Origin of the sequence: Streptomyces sp. NPDC018964 (genome assembly GCF_044390325.1) — a bacterium.
Lineage (GTDB): Bacteria > Actinomycetota > Actinomycetes > Streptomycetales > Streptomycetaceae > Streptomyces.
Map to the genome: position 1 here is coordinate 117,338 of NZ_JBIRYZ010000009.1, position 23,304 is coordinate 140,641.

Annotated in this window: 25 protein-coding genes; 11 read left to right on the forward strand and 14 right to left on the reverse strand. The window is 73.7% G+C overall.

Annotated elements, in window-relative coordinates:
- Nucleotides 1-41 precede the first annotated feature (41 nt).
- Nucleotides 42-1,331, forward strand: a complete 1,290-nt coding sequence (locus tag ACH5AO_RS17505; RefSeq protein WP_398925475.1) for an ROK family protein — start codon at nucleotides 42-44, stop codon at nucleotides 1,329-1,331.
- A 77-nt stretch (nucleotides 1,332-1,408) separates the two neighbouring features.
- Here the strand turns inward: ACH5AO_RS17505 and ACH5AO_RS17510 are convergent, their stop codons facing one another.
- From ACH5AO_RS17510 to ACH5AO_RS17525, 4 genes are all read right to left on the reverse strand, one after another.
- On the reverse strand, nucleotides 1,409-1,675 hold the full coding sequence (locus tag ACH5AO_RS17510; protein WP_398925477.1) for a hypothetical protein: 267 nt from the start codon (nucleotides 1,673-1,675) through the stop codon (nucleotides 1,409-1,411).
- A 67-nt stretch (nucleotides 1,676-1,742) separates the two neighbouring features.
- Nucleotides 1,743-2,774 (reverse strand): SDR family oxidoreductase, encoded by a 1,032-nt coding sequence (locus ACH5AO_RS17515; RefSeq protein WP_398925479.1) that lies wholly within the window; start codon nucleotides 2,772-2,774, stop codon nucleotides 1,743-1,745.
- A 517-nt stretch (nucleotides 2,775-3,291) separates the two neighbouring features.
- Nucleotides 3,292-4,506, reverse strand: a complete 1,215-nt coding sequence (locus ACH5AO_RS17520) for an aromatic acid exporter family protein (protein ID WP_398925481.1) — start codon at nucleotides 4,504-4,506, stop codon at nucleotides 3,292-3,294.
- 30 nt (nucleotides 4,507-4,536) lie between these two features.
- Complete coding sequence (locus ACH5AO_RS17525) at nucleotides 4,537-5,193, reverse strand: HAD family hydrolase (protein ID WP_398925482.1); 657 nt, start codon at nucleotides 5,191-5,193, stop codon at nucleotides 4,537-4,539.
- Nucleotides 5,194-5,514: 321 nt separating this feature from the next.
- On the opposite strand from ACH5AO_RS17525, the gene ACH5AO_RS17530 reads away from it, so the two are divergent.
- Entirely contained in the window at nucleotides 5,515-6,324 is an 810-nt protein-coding gene (locus ACH5AO_RS17530) for an SDR family oxidoreductase (RefSeq protein WP_398925484.1), read from the forward strand.
- A 54-nt stretch (nucleotides 6,325-6,378) separates the two neighbouring features.
- Nucleotides 6,379-6,642, forward strand: a complete 264-nt coding sequence (locus ACH5AO_RS17535; protein WP_217134303.1) for a hypothetical protein — start codon at nucleotides 6,379-6,381, stop codon at nucleotides 6,640-6,642.
- A 26-nt stretch (nucleotides 6,643-6,668) separates the two neighbouring features.
- Here the strand turns inward: ACH5AO_RS17535 and ACH5AO_RS17540 are convergent, their stop codons facing one another.
- The 3 genes from ACH5AO_RS17540 to ACH5AO_RS17550 all read right to left on the reverse strand — a co-directional run bounded on the left by ACH5AO_RS17540 (nucleotide 6,669) and on the right by ACH5AO_RS17550 (nucleotide 8,461).
- A complete protein-coding gene (locus ACH5AO_RS17540) occupies nucleotides 6,669-7,217 on the reverse strand; it encodes a VanZ family protein (RefSeq protein WP_398925486.1) in 549 nt (182 codons plus the stop codon).
- Between the two features lie 59 nt (nucleotides 7,218-7,276).
- Nucleotides 7,277-7,948 carry a DUF4230 domain-containing protein gene (locus tag ACH5AO_RS17545; protein ID WP_398925488.1) on the reverse strand — a complete coding sequence of 224 codons (672 nt, stop codon included), beginning with the start codon at nucleotides 7,946-7,948 and terminating at the stop codon, nucleotides 7,277-7,279.
- Between the two features lie 132 nt (nucleotides 7,949-8,080).
- Nucleotides 8,081-8,461 carry an anti-sigma factor antagonist gene (locus ACH5AO_RS17550; protein ID WP_398925490.1) on the reverse strand — a complete coding sequence of 127 codons (381 nt, stop codon included), beginning with the start codon at nucleotides 8,459-8,461 and terminating at the stop codon, nucleotides 8,081-8,083.
- Nucleotides 8,462-8,826: 365 nt separating this feature from the next.
- On the opposite strand from ACH5AO_RS17550, the gene ACH5AO_RS17555 reads away from it, so the two are divergent.
- Genes ACH5AO_RS17555 through ACH5AO_RS17575 form a run of 5 tightly spaced genes read left to right on the forward strand, consistent with a single transcriptional unit; the run spans nucleotide 8,827 to nucleotide 13,048 of the window.
- On the forward strand, nucleotides 8,827-10,455 hold the full coding sequence (locus tag ACH5AO_RS17555) for an ATP-binding protein (RefSeq protein ID WP_398925492.1): 1,629 nt from the start codon (nucleotides 8,827-8,829) through the stop codon (nucleotides 10,453-10,455).
- Nucleotides 10,452-10,862 carry a roadblock/LC7 domain-containing protein gene (locus tag ACH5AO_RS17560; protein ID WP_398925494.1) on the forward strand — a complete coding sequence of 137 codons (411 nt, stop codon included), beginning with the start codon at nucleotides 10,452-10,454 and terminating at the stop codon, nucleotides 10,860-10,862. Before ACH5AO_RS17555 ends, ACH5AO_RS17560 begins: the two co-directional genes overlap by 4 nt.
- Complete coding sequence (locus ACH5AO_RS17565; protein WP_398925496.1) at nucleotides 10,859-11,230, forward strand: DUF742 domain-containing protein; 372 nt, start codon at nucleotides 10,859-10,861, stop codon at nucleotides 11,228-11,230. The genes ACH5AO_RS17560 and ACH5AO_RS17565 overlap by 4 nt, the downstream gene beginning before the upstream one ends.
- Nucleotides 11,211-11,816 carry a GTP-binding protein gene (locus ACH5AO_RS17570; protein ID WP_398925498.1) on the forward strand — a complete coding sequence of 202 codons (606 nt, stop codon included), beginning with the start codon at nucleotides 11,211-11,213 and terminating at the stop codon, nucleotides 11,814-11,816. The genes ACH5AO_RS17565 and ACH5AO_RS17570 overlap by 20 nt, the downstream gene beginning before the upstream one ends.
- Nucleotides 11,813-13,048 (forward strand): cytochrome P450, encoded by a 1,236-nt coding sequence (locus tag ACH5AO_RS17575; protein ID WP_398925500.1) that lies wholly within the window; start codon nucleotides 11,813-11,815, stop codon nucleotides 13,046-13,048. The genes ACH5AO_RS17570 and ACH5AO_RS17575 overlap by 4 nt, the downstream gene beginning before the upstream one ends.
- A 40-nt stretch (nucleotides 13,049-13,088) precedes the next feature.
- Here ACH5AO_RS17575 and ACH5AO_RS17580 read toward each other — a convergent pair whose 3' ends face one another.
- Nucleotides 13,089-14,120, reverse strand: coding sequence for a 7-epi-alpha-eudesmol synthase (locus tag ACH5AO_RS17580; protein WP_398925502.1), 1,032 nt, complete (start codon nucleotides 14,118-14,120; stop codon nucleotides 13,089-13,091).
- Between the two features lie 324 nt (nucleotides 14,121-14,444).
- Between ACH5AO_RS17580 and ACH5AO_RS17585 the strand changes: the two genes are divergently transcribed.
- Nucleotides 14,445-14,837 (forward strand): VOC family protein, encoded by a 393-nt coding sequence (locus ACH5AO_RS17585; protein WP_398925504.1) that lies wholly within the window; start codon nucleotides 14,445-14,447, stop codon nucleotides 14,835-14,837.
- A 41-nt stretch (nucleotides 14,838-14,878) separates the two neighbouring features.
- Here the strand turns inward: ACH5AO_RS17585 and ACH5AO_RS17590 are convergent, their stop codons facing one another.
- Entirely contained in the window at nucleotides 14,879-15,190 is a 312-nt protein-coding gene (locus ACH5AO_RS17590; protein WP_398925506.1) for a DUF4235 domain-containing protein, read from the reverse strand.
- A gap of 133 nt (nucleotides 15,191-15,323) precedes the next feature.
- Nucleotides 15,324-16,349, reverse strand: coding sequence for a glutathione S-transferase family protein (locus ACH5AO_RS17595; RefSeq protein WP_398925508.1), 1,026 nt, complete (start codon nucleotides 16,347-16,349; stop codon nucleotides 15,324-15,326).
- 101 nt (nucleotides 16,350-16,450) lie between these two features.
- Here ACH5AO_RS17595 and ACH5AO_RS17600 point away from each other — a divergent pair, with 101 nt between their 5' ends.
- Nucleotides 16,451-17,416, forward strand: coding sequence for a cation diffusion facilitator family transporter (locus ACH5AO_RS17600; RefSeq protein WP_398925510.1), 966 nt, complete (start codon nucleotides 16,451-16,453; stop codon nucleotides 17,414-17,416).
- Nucleotides 17,417-17,494: 78 nt separating this feature from the next.
- Here the strand turns inward: ACH5AO_RS17600 and ACH5AO_RS17605 are convergent, their stop codons facing one another.
- Entirely contained in the window at nucleotides 17,495-17,938 is a 444-nt protein-coding gene (locus tag ACH5AO_RS17605; RefSeq protein ID WP_030821370.1) for a nitroreductase family deazaflavin-dependent oxidoreductase, read from the reverse strand.
- A 96-nt stretch (nucleotides 17,939-18,034) separates the two neighbouring features.
- On the reverse strand, nucleotides 18,035-18,667 hold the full coding sequence (locus ACH5AO_RS17610) for a LysE family transporter (protein ID WP_398925512.1): 633 nt from the start codon (nucleotides 18,665-18,667) through the stop codon (nucleotides 18,035-18,037).
- A gap of 251 nt (nucleotides 18,668-18,918) precedes the next feature.
- Here ACH5AO_RS17610 and ACH5AO_RS17615 point away from each other — a divergent pair, with 251 nt between their 5' ends.
- On the forward strand, nucleotides 18,919-19,887 hold the full coding sequence (locus ACH5AO_RS17615) for an aldo/keto reductase (RefSeq protein ID WP_398925514.1): 969 nt from the start codon (nucleotides 18,919-18,921) through the stop codon (nucleotides 19,885-19,887).
- Nucleotides 19,888-20,071: 184 nt separating this feature from the next.
- Here the strand turns inward: ACH5AO_RS17615 and ACH5AO_RS17620 are convergent, their stop codons facing one another.
- Nucleotides 20,072-20,719, reverse strand: coding sequence for a DUF4232 domain-containing protein (locus ACH5AO_RS17620; RefSeq protein WP_398925516.1), 648 nt, complete (start codon nucleotides 20,717-20,719; stop codon nucleotides 20,072-20,074).
- A gap of 13 nt (nucleotides 20,720-20,732) precedes the next feature.
- On the reverse strand, nucleotides 20,733-23,111 hold the full coding sequence (locus ACH5AO_RS17625; protein WP_398925518.1) for a SpoIIE family protein phosphatase: 2,379 nt from the start codon (nucleotides 23,109-23,111) through the stop codon (nucleotides 20,733-20,735).
- Between the last annotated feature and the right edge of the window lie 193 nt (nucleotides 23,112-23,304).

Here is a 23,304-nt window from a genome sequence, read left to right on the forward strand (position 1 = left end):
TTGCAGGTCGGGCAGGGTCTCGGAAGGAGCCAGGGAGCCACATGGCGGGGCGGAGCGGGCGCACGGTGCGCGATCTCAGGCGGGCCAACCGCACGGCCGTGCTGCAGCGGCTGTACTTCGACGGCCCGCTGAGCCGCTTCGAGCTCGGCCCCGCGACCGGGCTCAGCTCCGGATCGGTGAGCAACGTCGTCGCGGACCTGGTCGCCGACGGCCTCGTGGAGGAGGCCGGCAGCGTCGACTCCGACGGCGGCCGTCCGCGCACCCTGCTGCGGGTGGCACCGGCCAGCGGCCACATGATCGGCGTCGACGTGGGCGAGACCCGGGTCCGCGTCGAACTGTTCGACCTCACCCTCACCGAGCTCGCCCGCGCGCAGCGCCCGCTGGAGCAGCAGCGCTACGAGGTCGAGGTCATCGTCGACCACATCCGCTCCGGCATCGCCGAGGTGCTGGCCGGCGCCGGCCTCGCCCCCGAGCGGCTGCTCGGTGTCGGCATCGGCGTCCCCGGCATCGTCGAGCACACCCCCGACCATGGCGCCGTCGTGCACGGCCAGACCATCGGCTGGGACGCCGTCCCCCTGGAGTCCCTGCTACGCGCAGGGTCCCCGCTGCCCGAGACGGTGCCGTACTTCATCGACAACGGCGCCAAGACCCTCGGCCAGGCCGAGATGTGGTTCGGCGCCGGACGCGGCGCCCGCAACGCCCTCGTCGTCCTCTTCGGCTCCGGCGTCGGCGCCTGCCTGGTCACGCCCGAGGTGGAACACGGCCGGGCGGTCGAATGGGGGCACCTGACCGTACGGGTCAGGGGACGCCGCTGCCGCTGCGGCGCGCTCGGCTGCCTGGAGGCGTACGCGGGCGCCGAGTCGCTGCTCGCCCGGTGGCGCGAGGAGGGCGGCCGGGTGCCCGGGGGCACGGACGAGGAGACGGCGCTGACGGCGATGCTCGCCGCCGCCTACCCGGCCGACGACAGCGCCCCCGACCCCGTCGCGCTCGCGGTACTGGAGGAGACCGCCGAGTACCTGGGCGCGGGCCTGTCCGACCTGATCAACCTCTTCCAGCCCGAGCGCATCCTCATGGGCGGCTGGGCCGGCCTCCAGCTCGGCTCCCGCTTCCTGCCGTCCGTCCACCGGCACGCCCTGTCGTACGCGCTGCGCCACCCGGCCGAGAAGGTGACGATCGAACTGGGCCGCCTCGGCCCCGACGCGGTCACCGTCGGCGCCGCGATCCTGCCGCTCGCCGACTTCTTCGCCCGCGGCGGCCGCCGCCCCGACCCTGACCCGCAGGCCCCGCCCCCCGCCTGGCACACGGCCCTGAGGGAACGCGCCCCGCGCTAGCCGCACGGCCTCGCGAGGCCGGCGGGCGGCCGGCCTTCGGCGCGGTGCGCACCGCGGCGTCCGCCCGCGTGAGCCGGCTACGCCGAGGACTCGTCCGGCACCGGCTGTTCCGGGTTGCCGGACGCCGAGTGCGGGGCGCCCTGCCGACCGGTGCCGGCCTCGTCCGTGTCCGGGACGTCGGACTCGGGCTCCCGCTGTCCGTCGGCCTTCTTCCCGCTCTCCCGCTCCGCCGCGGCGGGTGAGACCTCCCAGGGGTCCTCACCGGGGCCGGCCTGCTGGTCGGGCAGGTCGCGGGGGACACCGGCGCCGTTCTCACCGGGTCCTTCGAGGCGGTGGTCGGTCACGGCGCTCTCCCTTCGTTCGTACGCGACCCCCGCGAGTACCTCCGCGCGGACCGGTGAAACCTCGTGCTCAGCCGACCTTGCGGCCCCGCATCGGTGCCGTGTCCTCCCCGGCGCCCTGCTCCATGCCCAGCAGGAACTCCTCCACCACCTGCGTCGCCGTGCGCTCCGGCCGCCAGCCGAGCTCCACGCGCGCACGCGTGCAGTCCATCAGCGGCAGCCTCAGCACCGCGTCGAACAGATGCGGCGAGGCGGGCAGCAGACGCAGCCCCCAGGCGGCGGCGACCGCCGAGCGGGCGGCGGTACGCGGCAGCCGCACCCGGCGCGTCCCGAGCATCTCCCCGAGCAGCTCCGCGTCGACCGCCGGCTCCGCGGCGAGGTTGAAGGCCCCCCGCGCCCCGGCGGACAGCACGGCCAGACGGTAGGCGTGGGCCGCGTCGTCGGTGTGCAGCGCCTGCACTCGCAGCCCCGGGATGTCCGGGAGGACGGGCAGCAGATCGGGCCGTGCGAGCTGACCCGGCAGGAAACGGCCGCCGAAGATACGGCGCTGCTCGCTCCCCGACTCCCGCTTGAAGAGGAACGCGGGCCGCATCCGCACCACCCGCGTTCCCGGATGATCACGCTCGAACGTGTCCAGGGCCCGCTCCAGGTACGCCTTCTCCCGGCAGTACGCGGCGTCCGGCCAGCCGTGCGTCGGCCACGACTCGTCCACCGCGTGGTCCTTCGGCCCCGGTGAGTACGCCCCGACCGACGAGGCGTGCACCAGCGCCGGCACCCCCGCCTCGGCCACCGCGTCGAACACCCGCATGCTGCCGAGCACATTGGTGCGCCAGGTGGTCGCCGGATCGTGCGTCGGCTGGAACGCCCACGCCAGGTGGATCACCGCGTCCGCTCCGGTGAACTCCCCGACGAGATCGGACCGGTCCGAGGCCAGGTCCACCGCCGACCACTCGGTCTTCGGGGGCGACAGGTCGGGGATCCGCCGTGCCAGGCCCCGCACGGAGCCGACCTCCGGCTCCCGCGCGAGGACCCGCACCACGCTGGTCCCGACGTTGCCGGTGGCACCCGTGACGACGACCCTCATGCCCGCTGTGCTGCTCACCTTCCCGCTCCTCTCGGCCGGTTGCTCCGCGGGCCGGCCGAGTACCCCTCGGCCGAAGGCGTGCACGCCCGTCGGACGGGCCGGGAGTTCCCCGGACCGGGTCCTGAGCGATCGCCGGTGACCGGCGCGGGGCGTCCGGTCGGGCCGGTGCCCCCGAGGACGTCGACCGTGGTGCCGCGGGCGCCCGGTCCCGGGCCGGCCCGGTGGCCGCGCGCCGCCGTCGGCGCCCACGTCCGGCACGCCACGCAGGGGAGCGCTCCCGGAGCCGGGCGCCGTCCGGGGCGGGGCAGAAGGAAGCCCCGACCGCGACGGGGGAATCACGGCCGGGGCGGCTCGGTGGTGGGCGCGGACGGCGGTCGCCTCTCGGCGAAGGGCTCCACAGGGCTTCAGCCGGACGATCGTCCCTGTGGGCGGATGGTGAGGCCCGGGGACACTGTCCCGTCCGCACCCACGATCGGTTCAACGGAGAACCACCTCCGGGTGTTCCGCGTCTGGCCGCTTGCCGGCGTGACGTGTGTCACCGGCCTCGGGAACCGCCGTCGAGCTCGGCCCAGAGGTTCTCGGCCTGGAGCACCAGCGTGCCCAGGACGGCCGTCCGCGCGGCACCCCGTCCGGCCTGTTCGCACAGCCCGTCCTGGAGCCTTCCGTGCAGGTCCCGCATCACCGCCTCGGTCCGCTCGTCCAGGAGGGCGTCCGTACGCGGGCCACCGTCCAGCAGCCGGTCGGCCTCCGCGTGGCAGGCGTCGCCGATCAGCTCCAGCAGCTCCGCGTAGCAGCTCAGCACCGCGGCGTCCGGAGCGGCGGGCGTACGGTCCTCGTCGGCGGCCACCGCGAGCGTGCGGGTCAGCGCCGTGACGTGTCCGGTGACGCGGCTGAACCGCTCGTCCTCGTCCTCCGGCGGCAGCGCCGCCGTCGGCGCCCGGTGCAGGGCGCGCAGCACGCCCGAGGTCAGCCGCAGGCTCTCCCTGCTCCAGCCGCGGGCCGAGCGCAGCGCCTCCACACGGTCCTGCAGCCGCGCCGCGGCACCGAGCCGGCCCGCGGCGGTCTGCGCGTCCCACTCGCCCCCGCGCAGGTCCCCGGCGACCGCGTGCAGCACGTCCCCCGCCTCGCGGGCGAGCGCCGCCAGGTTCTCCCGGACGTCCCGCAGATGGACCGGCGGCAGGACCAGGGCGTTGACGGCGACGCCGATGACCGCGCCGAGCGCCGCCTGCCCCAGCCGGTGCCCGACGGCGACCGCGCTCACCGTTCCCGTGGCGATCGTGAAGACGGCCGTGGTGGCGGCGTAGACGCCCTGGTCGCCGAAGCGCGGCCAGTTCGACAGCAGCATCAGCACCGGCACGGACAGCGCCAGGGCACCCGTGGTGTCACCGGTGACCGCCTGCGCCCCCGACGCCACGAGGGCCCCCACGCAGATCGCCGTGAACTGCCGCGCCGCCTGCACCAGCGAGCTGTAGACGGTGGCCTGCACCAGGACCAGCGCCACCCAGGGCGCCATCAGGGCCATCGGGTCACCGAGCCACACCTGCGCCAGCAGCCAGGCCAGCAGCGCCGCCCCGGCGGCCTTCAGCGACTGGACGAGCAGGTCCCGCTCCCGCCCGGGCCCCCGCCACGCGGCCCGCGCCGCCCGGCCGACGGACCGCACGTCCCACCGCACGGCGTCCCGCACCCGCGCCACCGGAGCCGTCCGCCCCACGGCGTCACCCCGCCCGCTCTCTTCCCGCACACACGTCATGCCCCGTGGGTATCCCGGTTCCGGGGGACCTCATGCCAGGGGACTGTCCGACAGCGACGCCAGCAGATGGGCCGGGTCGTCGTAGACCGCGTCCGCGCCGGCCTCCTCCAGGTCGGCGCGCGGAATGCCGCCGCACAGCACGCCCACGCAGCGCACACCGGCACGGCTGCCCGCCCGCATGTCCCACACCGTGTCACCGACGAACACCGCCCGCTCCGCGGGCACCCCGGCCAGCTCCAGGGCGTGCTCGACGGGCTCCGGCGCGGGCTTGCCCTCCGCCACGTCGTCGGCGCTCGCCGTCGCGCCGATCGCCTCGTCCGCGTCGATCGCCCGGCGCAGCGCGCTCAGCTCGGCACCGCCCGCCGAGGTGGCGAGCACCACCGTCCAGCCGTCCCGGTGCAGCCGCTCCAGCAGCCGGCCGGCGTCCGGCAGCGCGGGCAGCCGGTCGAAGTACTGCCCGTACAGCGCCTTGTGCGCCGCGCTCAGCTCGTCGTCGCGGCCGGTGTCCCGGTCCTCGCCCAGCAGATGGGCGACCAGATCGGAGGAGGGCAGCCCCACGGCCCGGTGGACGGCGTGCATCGGCACCCGGTGGCCCGCCTGCCGGAAGGCCTCCCACCAGGCCGTCACATGCAGGTGGTTGGTGTCGACCAGAGTGCCGTCGACGTCGAACACGGCAGCCCGTTCCATATGTGCTCCTTCCTCGGGAGCGGTACGGGTACCACCCCGGCCGTCCGCCACTCCGGAGGGCGCCTTCCGCTCCAGGGCCACGTCGGCGGCTCGCCCACGGGCCGGGTGGTGACCGCCCGGCCCGACGGCACCTGGTGCTCCGGCGCGGTGCCCGAGGGCGTCGGAGCGCGGGTCACGCACCGCGGCCGCCGTCCGGCGGGCCGTCCTCGCTCCGGAGTTCCCCAGGACGCGTACGGCCGTACGGCGGACACCGGGGTTGGCCCCGCGCCTGCCGGGGTACTGCGATGCTCCGCACCCGCCGTCGACGACCAGGAGGCCCGCATGTCCGTCCCCGCCACCCCGAGCGGCAAGGTCGCGGTGATCACCGGCGCGGACTCCGGCATCGGCCGGGCCACCGCCGTACGCCTGGCCGCCGCGGGCATGGACGTGGGCATCACCTGGCACGGTGACCGCGAGGGCGCCGAGGAGACGGCGCGGGAGTGCCGGGCGCACGGGCGGCGGGCCGAGGTGGCGCACCTGGACCTCACGCGGCTGCCCGCCGCCGCGGACACCGTCGACGAGCTGTGCGACCGGCTGGGCCGTGTCGACGTGCTGGTCAACAACGCCGGCACGGGCACCATGACGCCCTTCCTCGACCTGGAGCTCCCGACGGTGCGCGAGGTCCTCGACGTGGACCTGATCGGCCCGTTCCTGTGCGGGCAGAAGGCGGCGCGGCACATGATCCGGCAGGGCGACGGGGGCCGCATCGTCAACGTGACGTCCGTGCACGAGCACCAGCCCCGCGTGGGCGCCGCGCCGTACTGCGCCGCCAAGGGCGGCCTCGGGCTGCTCACCCAGGTGATGGCGCTGGAGCTCGCCGAGCACGGCATCACCGTCAACGCGGTCGCCCCCGGCGAGATCGCCACGCCCATGACCGGCCAGGAGGACACCGACCCGCACACCGAGAGCCGCCCCGGCGTTCCTCTCGGGCGGCCCGGCGACGCCCGTGAGGTCGCCGCGGTCATCGCCTTCCTCGCCGGGCCCGACGCCTCCTACGTCACCGGTGCCTCCTGGAGCGTGGACGGCGGGATGCTCCGGATGGGCCCGCAGGCGGGGTCGCACCTGACGGGCGACGACTGGCGTCGGCCCTGACCGCGGGCACGCCCGCACGCCGCGTTCGCCCCGTTCGCGCTCTACCCTCGATGCATGACCGAAAGCGCGAGCCCGTACATGTCGCATCCGCGGATCATGGTGCTCGGGGTACAGCCCGGGACTCCGCCGTTCCGGATCGTGGAGATCGACGGACAGGTGGTCGGCGAGGCGAAGACCGTCACCGACGTGCTGCACGCCGCCGCCGCGTTCGGGATCACGGTCCACGACCTGGACGACCCGGACGTGGTCCGCTGGGTGGGCGGCGACAAGTTCACCTGGACCCTGCGCGGGGCCCCACGCGCGCACGAGCGGCCCTGACCCCCCGAAGGGACGTCCCTCGGGGATCAGGCCTTCGGGCGGCGCGCGTGCACGGCCCGGCTCAGGCGGCGGCCCACGAGCAGGTATCCGAGCAGCGCCCCGCCGGTGTTCAGGATGACGTCGTCGACGTCGAAGGCGCGTCCGGTCACCAGGGCGCCCTGCGCGAACTCCACCAGCAGCATCACGACGGCCGTCAGCACCAGCACCCGCAGGAACCCGCGCGTGCGCGGTGCGACGACCGGCGTGAGCACGCCGAAGGGCACGCCGAGCAGCACGTTGCCGCCGATCTGACGCACGGCGTCACGCAGCGCGGGCTGGTCCAGATAGGCCCGCAGCGAGCGGCCCGGACGCAGATTGGTGTGGGTCAGCGCCTCCGAGGCGGGGGAGGGGTGCAGGGTGAGCCGGGCCAGGACCGCGGCGAAGGCGACCATGAACACGAAGGCGCACAGCATCGCCAGCAACCGCGGGAACAGCGGCAGCGGGCGCCGCCCCGGACTGTCCTCCGCGGTGCCGCGCCCGGACGGTCGCGGACGCCGGTGGAGCAGGGAACGCGGACGTGGGACGGCGCGGGCCATTCGGTCCTCCAGTGGTCAACTTCCTTGCGTGGTACGCCGGTTACCCCCGGTTGTACGGGTCAGTCGCCGTAGTCGACCCGCACCTTCTCGAACCCCAGGGAGCGCAGCAGCCCTTCGAGCATCTCCGTGGTGTTGGCCTCGGCCCGGGCGATGAGCCCGCTCTCCTCCGCCGCGTCGCCGATGTGCCGCACGGCGAGCTTCTGGACGGCCTGTTCACTGCCCGGGTTGTCCGAGAAGAGGTCGCCGAGCCGGTCGAACAGCCCGCGCTGCTTGGACACGGCGTAGGAGCGCTCGGGGTCCAGGGCCGGCCGGTCCAGGCGGGCGTGGGGCAGCCGCAGCGTGGCGGACGTACGGTCGTCGTCGACCCGTACGTCGTCCTCGTCCAGTTCCCCGAGGTCGACGTAGGCGTCGACGGTGCCCGCGCCCACGTACAGGGTGCGGCTGCCGCGGAGGGCGTCCGGCAGGAACTTCGCGTCCTTCTCCAGGTCCACCACCACCTGGAAGTTGCCCGAGGCGGCGTCGTAGCGACTGATGTCCTGGACGGACTCCAGGAGCGCGGGGCCGGAGTGGTCCTCGGTCTCCGTGCCGAACAGGTCCTTCAGGCCCGGCAGCACGCTCAGCCGGAGCCCGGCGAACAGCACCGCGAGCAGCAGCACCACCGCGCCGAGCGCCTTCACCCATCCGGGCACGCGCGCGATCCGTTCCTTGACGGGAGTCGTCCGAGTCGTCATGGCGACGGCCCTCCTTCCTCCCTGACCGAATGCCCCTCAGCTCCCGGTGCAGACGGGGGAGTCGGGGGACGGAGCACCGCACCGGGGGCACGCGGGGGCGCACGGCGGGCGTTCGGGCCGCGAACCCGGTGGTCAGGCCGGTCCCGAGGGGGCCTCGGGCCGTTCCAGGGCCGCGTCCAGGGTCGGCCACGGCGGCAGCAGACGGGACGTGCCGGTGATCCGCAGCATGCGCAGGGTCAGCGGGTGGGCGCACACCAGGCGCAGCCGGCCGAGGCCGCCCGTGGTCCGCTGCCGGGCCCGGTACAGCAGACGCAGCCCGGAGAGGTCGAAGAACTCGACGTGGGTGAGGTCGATCACGATCCGGGCGTCCGGTTCGGCGGTCGCCATGTCCAGGTGCGGGGCGATCTCCTCGGCCGCGGCGATGTCGATCTCACCGCGGAACTCCAGCACCGTGTGTCCTCGGTCGTGGCGGACGCGCAGGTGCCGGGTCAGCGGTGCAGGTTCGTACCGCACCACGTCATCGCCTCCAGCTTGCTCCGTGCAACGGGGGGTGGACCGGTCCCAACACCGGCCCGCTCCTTGCAAGTTACCTTCGGTCGAGTGCATTTGAGCATGTTCGATTGACATATGTCTTCGAATTGCGACCGAGTTCTTTCGAACCGGCCGATCGGTCCGGGAAGCCCTCGTCGGAGCGTGACGGACCCCTCACTTCGGGCAGCGGCCGGACTTGATCCACAGGGCCGCCGACCCGATAAGCTCCTTGTCAGCGCCGCGAGTTGACCGACATCGCGACGGGTCGCTTCGTGGTGCGTACACATGAGGGCGGTCCCCGTCGCACCCCCCATTGCACACCCCTCATGTTGCTTCGAAGGATGCAGATGGAACTCGCCACTCCGCCACCGGCGGCGCGGGCCCCTGTCGCCTGGCACGGCTGGTGGCTGATGCCGCTCGGCCTCGGCGGCGGGACGGTCGCCGCCGCGTCGATGAGCTCGGACCGGATCACCACGGCCGTCCTCGGCGCCGCCGCGACGGCCGCCTGCTCCGTGTGCGTACGGCTCGTGCTCCGGTACCGGACCCGGCTGCTGCGCGCGGAGGACGCCCACCGCGCCGCACAGGCCGAGCACACCCGGCGGTGGCAGCAGCACATGGCGGACCAGGAGCAAAGGCTCACCGCCGAACGCGCCACCCGGGAACAGGAGTTGGAGGAGCGGCTGGCCGAACAGGCCAGGACCTACGAGGCACGGCTCGCCGAGGAGGCCGAGGCCCGGCGGGAGCAGCTGGCCCACCAGCTGTCCGCGGTCGCCCGCCTCGCCGACGAGCGGCTCCCGGAGGCGATCGGACGGTTGCGCGCCGGTGACGCCATCGACGACCTGCTGCCGGGCGTCGACCGGTCCACGAAGACCGACGCCGCCCTCCAGACCGAACTCCGCAAGCTGTTGCGCACCGCGCTGATCGGCCTGGAGGAGGAGTTCGACCGCTCCACCTCCGCCGAACAGGCCGTCATCAGCATCGGCAACCGCATCCACGTACTGACCAGCAAGCTCCGCGGCCGGCTCCACGAGATGCAGGGCGAACACGGCAGGCTGCCCGCCGTAGCCCGGGGGCTGATGGAACTCGACCAGGAGATCGGCCCCGCCGACTGCCTGGCCGCCAGCATCGGCGTCCTCGGCGGTTCCGACCGGCCCGGCAGGCAGTGGCAGGAGCCGCAGCGGCTGCTGAGCGTGGTACGCGGCGGCATCGGCCGGATCAAGGACTTCCACCGCGTCCAGCTGAGCCGGCTCCCCGAACTCGGCGTGGACGGCGGACTGGTGGACCACCTCACGCTGATCTTCGCCCACCTGCTCGACAACGCGGCCCGCTACTCGCCGCCCTCGGAACCCGTGGTGGTCTCCGGCCGTGAGGTCCCCAACGGTGTCGGCATCGAGATCCAGGACTCCGGCAAGGGCCTGAGCGAGGAGAAGAAGCGCGCGGCCGAACACGCCCTCGCGGGCACCGCGCCCGGGGCGGGCATCGGCGGCATCACCGAGGACGCCAACATCGGCCTGCGGGTCGTCGGCATCCTCGCCCGCCGCTACGGCATCCGCGTCACCTTCGCGGACTCCCCCTGGCTCGGCACCTCCGTGGTGGTCGTCGTACCGCACAAGTACTTCAGTCCGCTGCCCGCGGCCACCGCGGCGGAGCCCCCCGCCGAGCCCGGCCCGGCGGCGTCGGCCACCCCCGTCGGACCGGCCCCGGACGAGTCCGCCGACACCACCCCCGGCGGACTGCCCCGCCGCCGCTCCAGGCGGACCGGCGCGGACGCCCCGAAGCCCGTCGCGCCGGCCGCGCCGACGACGGGCGCCGCCGTGGCCGCCGTACCGCCGGACGCCTCCTTCACCGGCCTCGCCGCCTTCGCCACCGCCGGACGCGCCGGCGACCCGGCGCCCCGGCCGTCCGGCGACCGTGACACCCCCACCGGACGTGAGTCCACCGAGCACCGCACCGAAGAGAGCGACCAGACCACATGACGCAGCAGGGAACCGACGTGAGCTGGGCGCTCCGCGACCTCGTCGAGAGCATCCAGGAGATCCGCTTCGCCCTCGTGGCCTCCAGCGACGGCAAGGCCATCACCTCCTACGGGGCGGACGACCCCGACGACGTCGACCGCTTCGCGGCGGTGGTGGCCGGCCTGCAGGCCCTGGCCCAGCCGGTCGCCGAGCAGTTCCCCGCCTACGCGGGACACCTGCGGCTGGCGATGATCGAGGTCGACGGCGGCCACCTCTTCGTGGTCCGCGCCGGCGTGGAGACCTACCTCGGCGTCCTCGCCCGGGAGGGCCTGGACCAGGGCCTGCTCGGACACCAGATGAGGGACCTCGCCCGCAGAATGGGCGAACTCCTCGGGACCACTCCGCGCCTGGAGGAGCACTCTGGATGAGTGCTCCCCGCCGGCCGGCGGACCCGTCCGGTCTCGAGCGCTACTACGTCCTCACCGGAGGGCGCAGCGGACCGGGCGACTCGGCGGCCGGCCTCGACGTGGCGACCCTCGTCGTCTCCCGCCCGGGCCCCGTCCCGGGCCTGCAGCACGAGCACGAGGAGATCGTCCGGCGCTGCCGTGAGCCGCTCTCGGTCGCCGAACTCGGCGCCCACCTCGGGCTGCCGTTCAACATTCTCGCGGTGCTGCTGTCGGACCTGCTGGACGCGGGCCGGGTCGAAGCCCGTGACCCCGTCCCGGCACACGTCGCCGGGCACGGGCCCGACCTCGCGCTCCTTGAGGAGGTACTCAGTGGACTTGAAAGGCTTTGACCGGCCCGGCCGGCACGGCGGCGGGGACATCCGCTCGGTGAAGGTGATGATCGCCGGCGGCTTCGGCACCGGGAAGACCACCATGGTCCGCTCGGTCAGCGACATCAGGCCGCTCACCACCGAGGAGACGCTCACCCAGGCCAGCGTCGGCGTCGACGACCTCGTCGGGGTCGCCGACAAGTCGCAGACCACCGTCAGCCTGGACTTCGGCAAGATCGGCCTCAACGACAGCCTGGTGCTGTACCTGTTCGGCACGCCCGGGCAGGAGCGGTTCTGGTTCCTGTGGAACGGGCTGTTCAAGGGGGCGCTCGGCGCGGTCGTCCTGGTGGACACCCGGCGGCTGGCCTCCAGCTTCCGGGCGATCGAGGAGATGGAGCGGCAGAAGGTGCCGTTCGTCATCGCCCTCAACGTCTTCCCCGACTCCAAGGACTTCCCGGTCGAGGAGATACGGGACGCCCTGGACATCCCCGCGCACATCCCGGTGGTGTCCTTCGACGCCCGTGACCGTGCCTCCAGCCGTGACGTGCTGGTCGCCCTGATCCGGCACCTGAAGGAACGCTCGGCCACCGCCGGGGAGTCCCGATGAACGACCCGGACACCCCCCGCGGCTGCCCCGTCGCCCACCACGGCGCCGAACTCACCCGGCTGTACGGGCCGGAGGCGGCCACCGACCCGGTCGGCGTCTACGAACGGCTGCGCGAGGAGCACGGCCCGGTGGCGCCCGTGCTCCTGGAGGGCGAGGTACCGGCCTGGCTGGTGCTCGGCTACCGGGACGCCCGCCGGGTGCTGGACAACCCGCGCCAGTTCACCCGGGACGCCCGCATCTGGCGGGACCGGATCGACGGCCGCGTCGACGAGAACTCACCACTGGTCCCGATGCTCGGCTGGCGTCCCGACTGCGTCTCCCAGGACGGCGAACCGCACCGCAGGCTCCGCGCGGCCGTCACCGACGCCCTCCAGGCGGCGGCCGGCCGCGGCATCCGCCGGCACGTCACGCACTACGCCAACAAGCAGATCGACGCGTTCGCGGACACCGGACGCGCCGACCTGGTGCACGACTACGCCGATTACCTGCCGATGCTGGTGCTCAGCCGCCTGCTGGGGCTGCCCGAGGCGGAGGGGCGCGACCTGGTCGAGTCCTGCGCGCAGGTCCTGGGGGGCGGCGAGGACGCCGTCACCCACGACGCGCGCATCCAGGAGATCCTCGGTGAACTCGTCGCGCGCAAGCGCTCCGAGCCCGGCAGCGATCTCGCCACCGCCCTGCTGGAGCACCACGCGGGACTCGACGAGGACGAGGTCGTCAGCCATCTGCGGCTGGTGCTGATCGCCGCGCACACCACCACCAGCAATCTGCTGGCCCGGGTGCTGCAATTGGTCCTCAGCGACACCTCACGGCTCTCCGGGCTGATCAGCGGCCGGCTGAACGTCTCCGAGATCGTGGAGGAGGTCATGTGGGACAGCCCGCCGCTGGCCGTCCTGCCGGGCCGCTTCGCCGCGAGCGACCTGGAACTCGGCGGTCACCGCGTCCAGGAGGGCGACCTGCTGGTGCTGGGGCTCGCCGCGGGCAACCGGGACCCCGAGATCCGCCCGGACGCCGGGGTGTCCGTCCAGGGCAACCAGGCACACCTGGCGTTCAGTTCGGGCCCGCACGAGTGCCCCGGACAGAACATCGGACAGTCCCTCGTCGAGATCGCCGTCGACGTCCTGCTGCACCGGCTGCCCGGACTGCGGCTGGCGGTGGAACCGGAGGAGCTCAGCTCGACCGCCTCCACCTGGGAGTCCCGGCTGGACGCCCTGCCCGTCGAGTTCGGCGGGTGACGCCGCCGCCCGGCCCCGGCGGCCGGGCGGCACGGCCGCCTCACACGGTCAGCAGATCGTCCACGGAGCCCCGCCCGGCCCGTTCCGCGGTGGCCACGGGGCCCTCCTTCGCCGCCGCGTACCGGCCGGTGGTCAGCGCCCACTCGTAGTTGCCGTTGATCCAGTGCTGGATGGCCTCCACACCCCGGCGCACCCGGTCGCGCTCGTCCGCGTCCAGCCCGAGCTCGTCGCACATCCGCGGCACCCGCGCTTCCAGTTCGACGTACTCCGCCAGCCGGGCGGTCGTCATGCCGTACGCCTCGGCGGCGGCCTCCTCCCAGGAACAGCCCCGCTCCCGGTGCAGGACGGCGATGAGGTTGTGACCGTCACCGCGACGGCGCTCCCGCTCGAAGGAGTGGATGTCGTTCATGAACCCGATGGTGTCCGCGGCCAGATCGCGCAGGCGCTCCATCAGCGGGTGCGCCATCGCCTGCGCCGGGACCTCGAAGCCGCGGCTGCGCTCGCCCGCGTCGATGCTGTGGTGGATGCCGACGGTACGGCGCCGGAAGGCCGCGTACTCGTCCAGGCCGAGTGTTCCGGCCAGCCCCCGGGCGGCCAGGTCGACCTCCTCGCAGTGCGCCACCAGGAAACGCCCCCAGGAAGCCGCGAACCGGGCCTGCCAGGTCAGGGACATGCCATCCGAGAGGTGCGTCCAGACCTCGGCCCAGGCCAGGGTGATGGGGCAGGCGACCCTGGGCGTGCTCCCCGCCGGCCGCAGCGGGGTCACGATCAGTTCCCGGGCCACCTCGGCTATGCGCTCGGCGCGGTCGGGCCGTGCGGCGTCGAACTGGTCGTCGAAGAGGAACGCGAGGGAGAACCAGTTCATCAGGACGACCAGGTCCTCGGCCGAGGCGTGGGGATAGGTGCGGGCGGCGGCCTGGGGCAGGTCCCAGGACCGGTACTCCTCGAAGCCGGCCAGGCTGCGCACCAGTCCCCTCTCCCGCACCCAGCGCAGATGGCGTGCCCGCGCGTACTCCAGATGGTCGCTGACGGGGGTGTCGAAGGGGAGATCGAACCGGACGTCCTGGGACATGTGTTTCCTTTCGGGAGACGGACCGCAGAGTCCCCCCGCCCTGCGAGCGGGCGGCCGTGACGGCGGCCACCCGCACACTCGAACTCGACTTCCCCACAAGGAAGTTGAATCGGCAAGCGCTACGAGAATGCCCCAAGATCGAAAAATTCGCACCGTGACGGCCGGTGATCTTCGTTACTGCACGGGGCAGTTGGGAAGAGTACGCTCACACGTCCCGCTGAAGTCACTTGCCACGGACCCCGGTTGAATCCGGCGAGCGGGGACAGGAGTCACGTACAGGGCGGGGCCGGAGCGCCCCGCGCCCCGGACTCCCGAGGAGGAGACATGACCCTGGTGACGGCCGGAGTGGTGGTGCTCGACTGTGCCGAACCCGAGAAACTCGCGGAGTTCTACAAGGAGTTGCTGGGGGCGCAGGACGTCGACGCCCACGTCAACCGGGTGGAGATCCGGGCCGCCGACGGTTTCCGCCTGGCGCTGCGCCGCGACGTGAACGCCACCGCCCCGAGCTGGCCCCGCCCGGAGAACTCCCTCCAGGCGCACCTGGAGTTCGTGGTGGACGACCTGGACGCGGTGGAACGCCTGATCGTGGGCCTCGGCGGGCGCCCGATGGAGGCGGGCGACACCTCGGGACCCACCGAGGAACGCGGCTACGCCGACCCGGCGGGCCACTCCTTCACCGTCCGCCGGGGCGCGTCGACGGCGCCCAAACAGGGCTGACCCGCCGCCGGGGGCGGCGGGCCGGCCGTCGTACGGACGCGTCAGTCGCGACCGCCCTTGTCCGGGACCGGCCAGGTGCCGGTGGAGCGTTCGATGGCCTTGGCGCCGGCCCGGTCCACGGCGCTGCGCACCACCGCGAAGATGGCGCCCTGGATCGCCGCGGCCAGCAGGATCTCCCCCCAGCGGCGGTCCCGGTCCAGCGCGTCCGGCGCGTCGTCCTCGTGCCGGATCACCTTCCAGGTCTTCTGGAACGCCATTCCCGCCACGGTGCCGCTGGTCCAGCCCAGCACGAAGCCGATCGGCTTGTACGCCAGGGGAAGCTTCTTCTTCGCCTTCTTGCTCTTCTTCGCCACGTGGATCTCCTAGGTCGGCTGCGTCGTCTCTCGTCGGTGGATGAAGCGTCGGTGGATGAAGCGTCGGTGGATGAAGCGTCAGCGAACGGACCGCCGGTGGACGGACCGCCGGGCCGGGACGGTCGGGGACGGTTCAGGGGCGTCCCCGGGCCGGCACCTCCTCGCCGGCCCGCACCGGACCGGGCGCGGTGCCGTCCCCGAACGGCCGGCCGCCCAGCTCCGCACGGTGGTGGGGCGCCGTCCAGCCGGACAGGTCGGGACCGAGGGGCACGATGCCGGACGGGTTGATACCGGTGTGCACCCGGTAGTAGTGCCGCTTGATGTGGTCGAAGTCCACGGTGTCGCCGAAGCCCGGCGTCTGGTACAGGTCGCGGGCGTACGCCCACAGCACCCGGTTCTCCGTCAGCTTCCACCGGTTGCACTTGAAGTGGCCGTGGTACACCGCGTCGAACCGCACCAGCGTGGTGAACAGCCGGATGTCCGCCTCGGTGATGGTGTCGCCGACCAGGTACCGCTGCCGCTCCAGCCGCCCCGCCAGCAGCTCCAGCCGCCGGAACAGGGCCGTGCACGCGGCCTCGTACTCCTCCTGGTCCGTGGCGAAACCCGCCCGGTACACGCCGTTGTTGACGTCCTGGAAGACGTCGGCCGTCACCGCGTCGATCTCCTCGCGCAGCGCCCGCGGATACAGGTCGGGCGCCCCCTCGCGGTGCAGGGCCGTCCACTCGGTGGCGAGGTCCAGGGTGATCTGCTGGTAGTCGTTGGTGACAAGTGCGCCGCTCCGCACGTCCACGACCGCCGGCACGCTCACCCCGCCCGGGTGACCCGCCTCCCGCCGGTCGTACGCCTCGCTCAGGTACCGGATGCCGAGCACCGGGTCGCGGCCGTCCGGATCCAGGGTGAAGCGCCAGCTCCGGTCGTCCTGGACCGGGTCCGCGACGGCCAGGGAGAGCGCCTCCTCCAGCCCGAGCAGCCGCCGGGACACCAGCGCCCGGCTCGCCCACGGGCAGGCACGGCTGACCACGAGCCGGTAGCGCCCGGCCTCCACCGGCCACCCGTCCCGCCCGTCCGCCGTGATCCGGTCCGCGAAGTGGGCCTTCGACCTCCTGAACTTCTTCCTGCCGTACGAACTGTTGCCGCCGCCCCCGTCGTCGCGGCCCATGGTGTCCTCCTCGTCGCCGTTCGGATGTCCCCGTGACCGCGTTCCCCGTTTTCCGCCGACGGCACGGTGTGCCCTGGGCCGACCGGGGCAATCGGCCGAAGGTGAGTACTCGATCGGATCGCAGAACCCGGATCACCGTACTGGTGGCGCTCGCCGCCAATCTCGTGATCGCCGTCGCCAAGGCCGTCGGCGGACTGGCCGCGTCCTCCCCGGCGCTGCTGTCGGAAGCGGCGCACTCGGTCGCCGACAGCCTGAACGAGGTGTTCCTGCTGGCCGCACTGCGCCGCAGCCGCCGCCCGGCCGACCGCCGTCACCCGTTCGGCTACGGCAAGGAGCGGTTCTTCTGGTCGCTCCTCGCGGCCGTCGGGATCTTCGTGATGGGCGGCTGCTTCTCGTTCTACCAGGGCGTCGAGGCGCTCGGGAACGGGGGCGAGGAGGACCTGGACGGCTACGTCGCCGGACTGGTCGTGCTCGGCGTCGCCCTGCTCGCCGAGGGCGGCTCCCTGCTGCGCGCCCTGTACCAGGTGCGCCGGCAGGGCGGCCTGGGCAGCGGACTGCGTGATCCGGCGCTGCGCACGGTGGTCGCCGAGGACGGCACCGCGGTGGTGGGCGTCACCCTGGCCATCGCGGGCATGGTGCTGCACATGATCACCGGACAGGTGGTGTGGGAGGCGTCCGCCTCGCTCGCCATCGGGGCGCTGCTCGTCTACGTCGCCTTCCGGCTCGGCCGCGACGCCCGCGACCAGCTGATCGGCGAGGCCGCCGACCCGGAGGCGAGCGACCGGATCCGGGAACTGCTGTGCGAGCAGCCCGAGATCGACAGCGTGGAGGCGCTCTTCACCATGAAGACGGGCCTGGACACCGCCCTGGTGGCCGCCCGCGTCGACCTGGTGCCCGGAATGGACAGCGAGCGGGTGGAGGAGGTCGCCGTACGCATCAAGCGGTCCATCACCCGTGCGGTTCCCGAGGCGGATCAGGTCTTCCTCGACGTCACCGAGCGGGGGGACCCGGAGGCGCGGGAGGCATGGGAAAGCCCCGCCGCGACGGGGGAGCGCGGCGGGGCCTGACACACGGGTGCCCGGCGGCCGGTGCTTCATGCGCACCGGGGCGGAGATTTCCTCCTCCGCCCGCCGGACCCGCATCCGTCAGCCCTGTTCCCGCCGCTCCAGCACGAAGACGGGGATCTCACGGTCCGTCTTCTCCTGGTAGTCGGCGTACGGCGGAAAGGCCGCGACGGCGCGCTTCCACCACTCGGCCTTCTCCTCCCCGGTGACCTCACGGGCCGTCATGTCGAACTTGGCCGGCCCGTCCTGGAGCTCGACGTGCGGATCGGCCTTGACGTTGTGGTACCAGACCGGGTGCCGGGGGGCGCCGCCCAGCGAGGCGACCGCCGCGTACCGCCCCTCGTGCTCGACCCGCATCAACGGGGTCTTGCGCAGCTTGCCGCTCTTCGCGCCCCGGCTGGTCAGCACGATGACGGGCCTGCCCTGCAGGGTCGTCCCCTCCGTGCCGCCGGAGCTCTCGTACAGTTCCACCTGCTCGCGCACCCACTGTGTCGGACTGGGGTCGTACTCACCTTGGAGAGGCATGGCATCCGTCCCGTCGTTCTCGTGTACCGCGGTCGAGTCGATCACCCCTGCAACACCACCGCACCTCGAATTCATCCGAACCGGGCCCGTAGGCCGTCAGACGGGCGCCACCACCGTGTGGACCGCGAGGGCCGTCATCACCCCGGACGCCACCAGCGAGGTCACCAGCCGGCCCCGGTGACCGGTCAGCGCCCGCCCCAGCAGCGCGCCGCCGCCGGCGAGCAGCACCTGCCAGCTCGCGGACGCGGCGAAGGCCGCCGTCACGAACACGGCCTGCTCCAGGGGCCCGGCCGCCTCCCCGCTCCGGGAGCCGAGCACGAGCGCCGCGAAGTAGACCACGGTGGTGGGGTTCAGCAGGGTGATCCCGAGCAGCGACAGATACGCGCGGGCGGCGCCCGGGGGAGCGGCTCCGGTGCGGGTGGCGAGCCGCCGCCCGCGATACCGGCGTACGGCGCCGGCCGCGCCCCACACCGCCAGCGTGAGCAGCACCAGCGCACAGACCCACCGCATCGGCTCCAGGACCGGTTCCAGCGCCGACGCGAGGGCCGAACCGCCGAGCACGGCCGCGAGGGCGTACAGCCCGTCGGCCGTGGCGACCCCGAGGGCCGCGCAGACCCCGGTGCGCAGGGTGGTGCGGGCGGTGAGGGAGACCAGGTGGGCCCCGACGGCACCCACGGGGACGGCGATGCCGTAACCGGCGAGCACTCCCGCGAGCAGGGCGGCCGTCATGAGCGCGGCGGCGTCGGTCCTCCCCGGGAGCCGGGCTGCCGCTGTCGGCCCGCCGCGGGGGCGGTGGCGGACGACGGCAGCGGGAGGGGGCTCGTGAACATGGCAGGATCCTGGGCCTTCCGGCCGGGGCGGGCAATCGGTTTTCCGCCCCCGGACGGCGGCGGGCCGCGCCCGGCGCCCGGCTTCGAGCGGGCACCGACACGTACGCTCGCCTCTGGCGACAACCCTTCCAGGTGACAGGAGCAGCAACGATGCAGTACGTGAAGCTCGGTTCGACGGGCCTGGACGTGTCGCGGATCTGTCTGGGGTGCATGACCTACGGCGTGCCCGGCCGCGGCACGCACGAGTGGACCCTCGACGAGGAGGCGTCCCGCCCGCTGATCCGGCAGGCACTGGAGGCGGGCATCACCTTCTTCGACACCGCGAACGTCTACTCGGACGGCACCAGCGAGGAGATCGTCGGCCGGGCGCTGCGCGACTTCGCCCGCCGGGACGACATCGTGCTCGCCACGAAGGTGCACGGCCGGATGCGGCCCGGACCCAACGGCGGCGGCCTGTCCCGCAAGGCGATCATGACCGAGCTGGACCACAGCCTCGCCCGCCTCGGCACCGACCATGTCGACCTCTACCAGATCCACCGCTGGGACCCCGACACCCCGATCGAGGAGACGATGGAGGCGCTGCACGACGTCGTCAAGGCGGGCAAGGTGCGCTACATCGGCGCCAGTTCGATGTACGCCTGGCAGTTCTCCAAGGCGCAGTACACGGCGGAACGGCACGGCTGGACCCGGTTCGTGTCCATGCAGAACCACTACAACCTCCTCTACCGCGAGGAGGAGCGCGAGATGCTGCCGCTCTGCGCCGACCAGGGCGTGGGCGTCCTGCCCTGGAGCCCGCTCGCCCGGGGCCGGCTCACCCGGGACTGGGACGCCGCCACCGGGCGCAGCGCCACCGACGCGTTCGGCGCCACCCTGTACCAGGAGGGGGACCGTGCGATCGTCGAGGCGGTCACCCGTGTCGCCGAACGGCGCGGGGTGCCGCGCGCCCGGGTCGCCCTCGCCTGGCTGCTCCACCAGGACACGGTCACCGCACCGATCGTCGGCGCGTCCAAGGCCCGTCACCTCGAGGACGCCGTGGCCGCCGTCGACCTCGAGCTGACCGGCGAGGAGCTCGAGGAGCTCCAGCGGCCGTACGCCCCGCATCCGGTCGCCGGTCACTGAGCGGCCCCCGGACCCCGTCGTCGCGTTCCCGCCCGCCGCGCGACGCCGTGCACGCACTCCCGCCGCACCGGGCCCCGAGCCGAGCACGTCCCGTACGGGGCTCGGGGCCCGGCACGCCGGGAGCACGCACCTGACGCCGCGCGGCCCGCCCTCCGGGCGGACGCCGGGAAGGTGACGACAGGGCCTAAGGCCCGGTACCCGGCTCCAGCACCGTGAGGAACACCGAGGACGCGTTTCCGGACACCGGGACCGCACCGGCCTTCCACGGCACCTTCAGGGGATCGCGTTCGTCCGGTGGGGTGACGAGGAGCGCCGCCGGGGTGGCCGCGCGGGCTCCGCTGACGCCGGGGCTCGCGTAGCGCAGCCCCGCCCAGGCACTGGCGCCGGGCCGCAGTGTGACGGTCGCCGGGTCGCCGGGGGTGCGCTTCGGGTCCTGGCCCAGTCGCTCGCCGGCCGCGTCCACGAAGGCGGCGCCGGGATGGCCGTACAGGGTGCAGGTGCGGGAGGAGACGTTCGTCAGCACGACGGGGAAGTTGCGCTGTCCCGCGCCCGGGTCCATCCGGCCGACGGCGGCGCTCAGCTCGGCGGTGCGGCACCGGGACACCGGGCGGTCCGTGGGCCCGGCGGACATCGGGGACAGGCCGTCCGCGGAACGGGCGGCGTCACCCGGGACGGCGCCGCGCGGAAGGTCCCCGGCGGTCCGTCCGGCGGACGCGGAGGGCCGCGGGGCGGAGCCCGCCGTTCCGTCCTCGGTGCCGCAGGAGACCAGCGCGCCCGCCAGGACCAGCGCGCCCACCACCGACATGCCCACGTGCCGTGATCCGTTCGCCATGGTCCACCCCATGTCACATCTCGTCCACCAGGGCCAGTTCCGACCAGATGGTCTTGCCGTCGGCCGTGTGTCTGCTGCCCCAGCGCTGGGAGAGCTGGGCGACCAGCAGCAGGCCCCGGCCGCCCTCGTCCCAGGTCTTGGCCCGGCGCAGATGCGGTGCCGTGTGGCTGGTGTCGGACACCTCGCAGATCAGCGTCGAGACGTCGTGGATGAGCCGCAGCCGGATGGGCGGGGCACCGTACCGGATGGCGTTGGTGACCAGCTCGCTCACCACCAGTTCCGCGGTGAACGACGCCTCGGTCAGCGCCCAGGTGGCCAACTGGTCGAGGACCTGCTTGCGGATGGGGGCGACCAGTGCCGGGTCGGCGGGGATGTCCCAGGTGGCCACCCGCTCGGACGGCAGACCGTGGGTACGGGCCAGCAGCAGGGCCACGTCGTCCGTCGCGCCACCCGGCGCGATCACGGTGTGCAGGACCCGGTCGCAGGTCTCGTCGAGCGGGCCGGCGGCGTTGGACAGCGCCTCGCGGAGCAGGGCCTGACCGACCTCGGTGTCCCGCCCGCGCGACTCGACCAGCCCGTCGGTGTAGAACGCCAGCACCGCGTCGTCGGGCAGCTCCAGCTCGACCGACTCGAACGGCAGCCCGCCCAGGCCCAGCGGCGGCCCGGAGGGCAGATCGAGGTGCCGGGCCGGACCGCCCGGCGGGATCAGCACCGGTGCGGGGTGCCCCGCCCGGGACAGGGTGCAGCGCCGCGACACCGGGTCGTACACCGCGTACAGACAGGTCGCGCCGACCTCGTCCGACGCGGGGGCGCCGCCCGACTCGTGCGAGAGGTGCAGGACCAGGTCGTCGAGGTGCGTGAGCAGTTCGTCGGGCGCCAGGTCGATGTCGGCGAGGGTGCGCACCGCCGTGCGCAGCCGGCCCATGGTCGCGGACGCCTGGATGCCGTGTCCGACGACGTCCCCGACGACCATGGCCACCCGCATCCCGGACAGCGGGATCACGTCGAACCAGTCGCCGCCCACGCCGGAACGCGCGGCCGGCAGGTAACGGGTGGCCGCCTCCACGGCGGCTGTGCGCGGCAGGGCGCGGGGGAGCAGGCTGCGCTGGAGCGCGAGGGTGGTCTCGCGTTCGCGGGAGTAGCGGCGGGCGTTGTCGATGCAGACGGCGGCGCGCGCGGTGACCTCCTCGGCCAGCAGCACGTCGTCGTGGGTGAACGACTCGGGACGGGTGAAGCGGGTGAAGGCGGCCACCCCGAGGGTCGTACCGCGCGCCTGGAGCGGGACGGACAGCATGGAGTGGACGCCGAACTCCCGGACCTGCCGGGCGCGTGTCTCGTCCACCGCGAGCCACGGGTCGAGATCGCCGGAGGGCACCGAGGCCACGATGCTGTGGCCGGCGATCAGCGAGTCGGCCTGGGGAGCGGCGGCCGGGTAGACGACCATCTCGCCCGTGCGGGCGACCGACTCGGGGCTGCCCGGCGTGAGGGACTGATGGGCGACCCGGCGCAGTGAGACCGGCGTGGTCAGCGGGCCGGCGGGCTCGCCTCCGGGCTCCTCGGGCTCCAGCAGGTCCACGCTGACGAAGTCGGCGAGCGCGGGCACGCACACCTCGGCCAGTTCCTGCGCCGTCCGGGTGACGTCCAGGGTGGTGCCGATGCGGATGCTGGCCTCGTTGACCAGTTGCAGCCGCTCCCGCGCCCGGTACTGCTCGGTGAAGTCGTGGGCCGTCGCGCACACGCCCCGCACCCGGCCGGACCGGTCGGTGAGCGGCGCGAGCCGGGCCAGCCAGGCGTGCGCGCGGTTCTCGCCGGTGGCCTTCATGTACGTCTGCATCTCGGTCGGCCGGCCGGTGCGCAGCACCTGGCGCAACTGGCGCTCGAGCTCGGTGTGCTGGGGCCGGCCGCCGATGTCGGTGGGCCTGAGCCCTCGCAGGTAGGGGGCCGGCAGCCCGAGGAGGTGGGCCATGGCGTCGTTGACCCCGCGCAGGCGCAGCCCTTCGTCGAAGACCATCGTGGCGCAGGGCGACTGGAACACGGCCGCCCTGACCAGTGGATCGTCGGGCAGTTCCTGGTCCGTGGCGTCCAGCGGGGTGACGGCGAGCCACTCTCCCGGACCGTCGTCCGCCGACTGCCTGCGGTGGGCGAGCAGCCACACCGTGACGGTGCCGCCGTCGCGGTGCCGCAGGGCGAGGGTGCCGCTCCAGCGGGCGGCCGGGAGCCGGGGCGGGCCGGAGCCCTCGGCCAGCAGGGCGGCGGCCGGGCGGCCGACGACCTCCTCGGCCGTGTGTCCCAGCAGCAGGCGCGCACCCTCGCTCCACCGCGCGAGCGTGCCGTCGGCGGCGATGACGGCCCGGGCCGTCACGGCATCGTCGAACGGGTCGTCCGGCCTCATCGTCGCCACTCCATCGCGCACACTCACCGTGAACCGGTGCATCGCCTGAGTTCCAGACTAGTGGGTCGCGGCCCGGTGCGGACTGCGAACCTCCGCTCCGGGCGATCCTCACCAGTCCCGTCCCAACCGTTGACGGAGTGTCACACCTGCCACAACCATGGTCCGCGTACGGAGATGGGAGCGCTCCCATCGT

Excerpts from the sequence above, each read along its gene's own strand:
- ACH5AO_RS17505 (WP_398925475.1), top strand. The coding sequence starts at position 42 with ATGGCGGGGCGGAGCGGGCGCACGGTGCGCGATCTCAGGCGGGCCAAC.
- ACH5AO_RS17520 (WP_398925481.1), bottom strand. The coding sequence starts at position 4,506 with ATGACGTGTGTGCGGGAAGAGAGCGGGCGGGGTGACGCCGTGGGGCGG.
- ACH5AO_RS17525 (WP_398925482.1), bottom strand. The coding sequence starts at position 5,193 with ATGGAACGGGCTGCCGTGTTCGACGTCGACGGCACTCTGGTCGACACC.
- ACH5AO_RS17530 (WP_398925484.1), top strand. The coding sequence starts at position 5,515 with ATGTCCGTCCCCGCCACCCCGAGCGGCAAGGTCGCGGTGATCACCGGC.
- ACH5AO_RS17535 (WP_217134303.1), top strand. The coding sequence starts at position 6,379 with ATGACCGAAAGCGCGAGCCCGTACATGTCGCATCCGCGGATCATGGTG.
- ACH5AO_RS17540 (WP_398925486.1), bottom strand. The coding sequence starts at position 7,217 with ATGGCCCGCGCCGTCCCACGTCCGCGTTCCCTGCTCCACCGGCGTCCG.
- ACH5AO_RS17545 (WP_398925488.1), bottom strand. The coding sequence starts at position 7,948 with ATGACGACTCGGACGACTCCCGTCAAGGAACGGATCGCGCGCGTGCCC.
- ACH5AO_RS17555 (WP_398925492.1), top strand. The coding sequence starts at position 8,827 with ATGGAACTCGCCACTCCGCCACCGGCGGCGCGGGCCCCTGTCGCCTGG.
- ACH5AO_RS17560 (WP_398925494.1), top strand. The coding sequence starts at position 10,452 with ATGACGCAGCAGGGAACCGACGTGAGCTGGGCGCTCCGCGACCTCGTC.
- ACH5AO_RS17565 (WP_398925496.1), top strand. The coding sequence starts at position 10,859 with ATGAGTGCTCCCCGCCGGCCGGCGGACCCGTCCGGTCTCGAGCGCTAC.
- ACH5AO_RS17575 (WP_398925500.1), top strand. The coding sequence starts at position 11,813 with ATGAACGACCCGGACACCCCCCGCGGCTGCCCCGTCGCCCACCACGGC.
- ACH5AO_RS17580 (WP_398925502.1), bottom strand. The coding sequence starts at position 14,120 with ATGTCCCAGGACGTCCGGTTCGATCTCCCCTTCGACACCCCCGTCAGC.
- ACH5AO_RS17585 (WP_398925504.1), top strand. The coding sequence starts at position 14,445 with ATGACCCTGGTGACGGCCGGAGTGGTGGTGCTCGACTGTGCCGAACCC.
- ACH5AO_RS17595 (WP_398925508.1), bottom strand. The coding sequence starts at position 16,349 with ATGGGCCGCGACGACGGGGGCGGCGGCAACAGTTCGTACGGCAGGAAG.
- ACH5AO_RS17605 (WP_030821370.1), bottom strand. The coding sequence starts at position 17,938 with ATGCCTCTCCAAGGTGAGTACGACCCCAGTCCGACACAGTGGGTGCGC.
- ACH5AO_RS17610 (WP_398925512.1), bottom strand. The coding sequence starts at position 18,667 with ATGACGGCCGCCCTGCTCGCGGGAGTGCTCGCCGGTTACGGCATCGCC.
- ACH5AO_RS17615 (WP_398925514.1), top strand. The coding sequence starts at position 18,919 with ATGCAGTACGTGAAGCTCGGTTCGACGGGCCTGGACGTGTCGCGGATC.
- ACH5AO_RS17620 (WP_398925516.1), bottom strand. The coding sequence starts at position 20,719 with ATGGCGAACGGATCACGGCACGTGGGCATGTCGGTGGTGGGCGCGCTG.
- ACH5AO_RS17625 (WP_398925518.1), bottom strand. The coding sequence starts at position 23,111 with ATGAGGCCGGACGACCCGTTCGACGATGCCGTGACGGCCCGGGCCGTC.